General features: G+C 53.1%; 1 protein-coding gene. It reads left to right on the top strand.

Annotation, left to right across the window (positions count from 1 at the left end):
• On the top strand, positions 1-5,515 hold a 5,515-nt coding region (locus RUMCAL_RS16145), incomplete at its 5' end, for a leucine-rich repeat domain-containing protein (RefSeq protein WP_207636436.1).
• Between the last annotated feature and the right edge of the window lie 95 nt (positions 5,516-5,610).

Genomic DNA, 5,610 nt, shown 5'->3' with positions numbered 1-5,610 from the left:
TTTGCAGACTGTAAACTGTTCCAATAATCAGCTGACTACGCTGAACTTTTCCCAGAATGCCAAGCTGGAGGAAGTGGACTGCTCCGGCAACCAGCTGACAGAACTGGACGTATATAATGCCCTTCTTCAGAAACTGGACTGCTCGGAAAATGCCCTGCCGTCCCTGTTCCTGTCGGAGTGTTCTGCTCTCCGCGAACTGGACTGTTCCCAGAACCAGCTGGTGGAACTGGACACCACCGGACTGACGCTGGAAATACTGGAAACTGCCGGCAATCAGCGTGCCATTGTGCCGCAGCCGGAACGGGCGGGAGCGTACAGCTATGACCTGAACAATCTGCCGGAACTGGAACAGGACCGCATCACCGGCTGGGAGAACGCTTCTGTGAAGGAAGATGCCGCCAATGTACTGCAAATTCCGGCAGACACCGAACGTGTGTCTTATGGCTACCGGCTGGACAGCCAGCAGGCAGTGCCGGTGGCAACGTTCACCCTGACATTGCAGCCGGACGAAGCGTGTTATTTGCAGCTGGACGAGGAGCATTTTCCGGACGCAGCATTCCGGAGCCTTGTCCGCGACAGCTTTGACACTGACGGAAACAGCTGGCTCTCGCTGGCGGAACTACAGGCAGCCAAGACCCTGACGATTTCCGCAGACAGCGGCATCACAGACCTTACCGGAATGGAACAGCTGTGCTGGCTGGAGAATTTGCAGTGCAGCGGAATTTCTTTAGAACGACTGGACGTTTCCGGATTTTCCGCTTTGAAGATGCTGTCCTGTGACGGCTGCGGGCTGAAAGAACTGCTGCTGCCGGAAGAATCCTCGCTGGAAGTGCTCTCCTGCAAACAAAACCAGCTGACCTCTCTGGAACTGAGCAGGCAGAGCAATCTGCAAAAGCTGTTCTGTGCGGACAACCAACTCTGTGCCCTGCAAATCGACGGCACGAAACTGGCAGACGGCACAGTGTCTGCTGATGGAAACGTGACTGCGATCTCGCCGGATATTCTGGGACAGCTGGACTTGTCCCAACTGTCCGGCTTCTCCGCAGAGCAGGCAGAGAACTGGACAAACGGCACGGTGCAGGACGGCGTTCTGACGGTGGCAGACCTTAGCCAGCCGGTGACCTATACCTATTACCTCGATGCCGCCAGAACCCAGACGGTGCAGTTTACCTTACAGCCAGAGGAACCGCTGCTGCCTGTTGATGCAGTACATTTTCCGGACAGTGCATTCCGCAGCTATGTACAGGGACTGGACACCAATGACGACGGCAGCCTTTCCCGCAGGGAACTGTTTGCCGTAACAGAAATGCTCATCGGCGGGAAGTCTATCTGGGATCTGACCGGAATCCAGTATTTTGTCCGGCTGGAAACGCTGGACTGCTCCGCTAACAATCTGCGGAAGCTGGATCTGACAACGCTTTCTCAACTGAAAACGCTGAACTGTTCCAATAATAATCTCTCCTCGCTGGTACTGCCGGAGAACAGCCTTCTGGAGGAACTCCGCTGCTCCAGCAACAGCACATTGCAGGAACTCTCTGTTGCTTCTCTTTCTCATCTGCAAGTGCTCTACTGTGCCCAGTGCCGCCTGAAAACGCTGGATCTGACGAATTCGCCGGAACTGACGACATTGAACTGCTCACTGAATCAGCTGACTTCGCTGGAACTGGGCGGACTGTCCCACCTGACCACGCTGAATTGTTCCATGAATAAGCTGACTGCTTTAGACTTATCAGCTCTTTCCGTGCTGAGATCCCTGAACTGTGCCAGCAACCAGATTCCGGCACTGGCGGTGGAACAGTGTCCGGAACTGGCTACACTGAATTGTTCCAACAACCAGCTGACCGTGCTGAAAACCGAGTCGCTGCCGAATCTGGAATCGCTGGTGTGCATCAACAATCAGCTGACTGCACTGCAAGCAGCTGATGGCGTGACACTGCAAAAGCTGAGTGCGGCACGCAACAAACGTACTGTTGCAATGGACAGCCTGAACCGGATCCGCTTTGCAGATCTGGCGGAGAACTTTCAGCCGTCCCGCGTGGTACAGGGCAGCATTACCAATGGTGAGGCAGGTGCAGGCGGTATCTATGTCACAGACCCCAGCTGGAGTGTGTCATATCAGTATCAGGTGCAGGCAGATGATCCGGACAGTGTAATCACATTTACACTGGTGCCGCAGGCAGCAGAGGAAACGGGTGTGCCCATTGATGCAGAGTATTTTCCGGACGAAAATTTCCGCCGTATCGTTGTCCGGTATGACACCGACAGTGACGGACTGCTTTCCCGGTCGGAACTGAAACAAGTCACAGAACTGGACGTTTCGATCAACGAGATCGCCGACCTGACCGGCGTGGAATACTTTACAGCACTGCAAACGCTGGACTGCTCCAATAATAAGCTGACGACAATTCCCCTGCGGACGCTGGGGCAGCTGGAAAAGCTGAACTGCAACAATAACCAGTTGACCACGCTGGATTGCTCTGCCAATACATTGCTGAAGGAACTCAGCTGTGCATCGAACCAGCTGACGGCGTTGGAACTCTCCAAATTGACGGAACTGACGAAACTGGCGTGCGAGGGCAATCAGCTGACTGTGCTGGAACTGGGCACACTGACACAGCTGCAAACGCTGGACTGCTCCGGCAACCAGCTGACCACACTGGACGTTTCGGCACAGAAACAGCTGGAAACACTGCGGTGCATGGAGAATCATCTGATCGCACTGGACGTGACCGGCTTGTCGAAATTACAGCAGGTGGAAGTGATCGACAATACCCGAAGCATACCATTTAACGCCATGGGACAGGTAGATTTGTCTGCCCTTGCAGACGGTTTCCAGCCGTCAAAGGTGCAGCCGGATATGTGGCAGAATGCCACCTGTACGGAGAATGTGCTGACAGTGAACGACCGTTCGCAGGAGATACGCTATGCGTACCAGATCGATGCCGGTGATGCCAGTCGGACGGTATCGTTCACATGGATTCCCACAGTCATGGAAGAAGATGCCGTTGCTATTGATACAGAGCATTTTCCGGACGATGTGCTTCGTTCCTATGTGCTGCAATCTCTGGACAAAAACGGGGACGGCATGCTGCAAATTTCCGAGCAGGAAGCGGTAACACAGCTGGACATTTCGAACTGCGGCATTGCCGACCTGACGGGGATTTCTTACTTCCCGAATCTGGTGCAGCTGAACTGTGCAGGGAATTCGATCTCCGATCTGTCCGGAATTTCCGAGAAATTGGAGGTGCTGGACTGTAGCAATACCGCACTGCGGGAACTGAACCTGACGGACTTCTATCGGCTGACAGAGCTGCACTGCCGCGGCTTGCATCTGCAAAGCCTGAACGTCAATGTTCTGCCGGAACTGCAATTGCTGGACTGCGGAGAGAACGAGCTGACTTCTCTGTATCTGTCCAACCTACAGCTGGAAAAGCTGATTTGTGACAATAACCAGCTGACAACCTTGGATCTGTCCCGCTGTACGGCACTGAAGGAAGTGGACTGCCGCAAGAATCAGCTGACAGGCTTCACGTGGGGAACGGTTTCACTGCGGGTGCTGAACTGTGCGGAAAATCAGCTGAATTCTCTGAACATCAACAATCAGCAGGCTCTGGAAGAACTGGATTGCAGCGGCAACCAGCTGGGCTGGCTGATGCTGACCAATCTGCATCAGCTGGATATGCTTTACGCCGGCAGCAATCCGCTGCTGGCACTGAACCTGTCGGAGCAGGCACCGATGACTGTCTGCGATCTGCAAAATTGTGTGGTTCTGAAAAAGCCGTCCTGCAACAGAAAAGATCTGTATCTGGAACCGACGCAGTGGAGCGGGTTCCGGTTAGACCTTGTACAGACGTGGAACAATGCCGAATGCAGCGGCACAAAGGTTTATATAACAGATCCGCTGCAAAATATCACTTATACTTATCACACAGGAAATCCCAATGTGACTGCATCTTTCACTGTGCAGCTGCAAGACATTCCCATGAACATCGTCGATGTGACGCTGGAAAATGAGAAGAACATTTTCTATACCGGCGAACCGCTGACACCGGACGTGATCGTAGTTGCAGGAGGCAACGAGCTGAAACAGGGCACGGATTACACGCTTTCCTATGAGAACAATTTCAACGCCGGCAGAGGAACGATTCTGGTCAGCGGGGCAGAGGGCTCTCTCTGGTCAGGCAGCGTATCGCTGGAATTTGTCATTGAAAAAGCAGTGCCCAAGGTGACTGTGATATGGGACGATTCCGCGGAATATACCGAAGGCGATGACGTGCCGCCGATACGGCTGGACACTGCCAATACCGAGGGCATTCTGATGTGGACGGCAGACACACCGAGCACTTTCAAAGCCGGCAGAAACCAGCTGCAATGGAAGTTCGTTCCCGCGGACAGTTCCAACTATGAAACCGCGATCGGCACCATTGTCGTTTCTGCCAAGGAAAAGCCGGTCACAACAACGGAAACCACAACGACGACGACTACCACCACCACCACAACAACGGAAACCACCACCGAAACGACTACCACAGAAACGACCACCACAGAAACCACTGCGACTACCACAGAAACAACCACCGAAACTACGACGGAAATGACAACCACCACCGCAGAAACGACTGTAACTACTACCACTACTACCACAGAAACGACTACCTCGCTGACGACTACGGAAAGCACCACTGCGAAAACCACGGAGTCAACTACGGCAACGACAACCACCGATGAAACGTTTACGAAAAAGCCGATCACCACGACAACGACTATGACGACTACTACCGAAGAAACGTTCACCAAGAAGCCGGTCACGACTACCACGACTGCGACAACTACCACAGAGGAAGCATTCACCAAAAAGACAACGACAACCACGACAACAACAACTACTACTACCACGACAACGACTACCACGATAACGACGACTACTACCACAACCACGACAGAAACCACGACTACGACGACCACCACAACTACGACTTTTACAACTACGGAAGAAACGACCACCACGACCACCACAACAACTACTACGACAGAAACAACCACGACGACTACAACGGAGAGCAGTACCACGGAAACCACGGAAAGCACCACAACGTCTACGATTCCCATTCTGACGACGGAAACAACGACGACTGCGGAAAAAACCACGTCGGAAACCAGTACTGCCACCAGTTCCGGAACTACCACCAACACCACCGCAGCCACCACGACAACTGCCACTGCGACGACGACCAAGCCAATTATTTTGCCGCGTACCCGTGGTGATGCCAACATGGACGGTGAGGTGGACTCGCAGGACGTTTTCGAACTGCTGCTGTATATTGCGAGAACAGCTGTGGGCGAAAAGGACGTGGTTTTCCACGAGGATCCGACCGTCAACCGCTGGCTGATCCTGATGATGGACATCAACAATGACAATAAACTGGATTCGCAGGATCTCTACTATTTGCTGCTGTACATCGCAATGCATGGAGCCGGAATCAAGGCAACATGGAGCGACGTTCTGAAAAACTGACCGAAGCATTGCCCTATATAAAAAAATCCGCCTGAAGTGTTTTCTTCAGGCGGATTTTTGTTGTTTAGGCAATACCGCACAAAGATTGTGCGACA

The sequence above is a fragment of the Ruminococcus callidus ATCC 27760 genome (assembly GCF_000468015.1).
Classification (GTDB): domain Bacteria; phylum Bacillota; class Clostridia; order Oscillospirales; family Ruminococcaceae; genus Ruminococcus_C; species Ruminococcus_C callidus.
The sequence above is the reverse complement of the archived record's forward strand: the minus strand, read 5'-3'. Positions and strand labels throughout refer to the sequence as shown.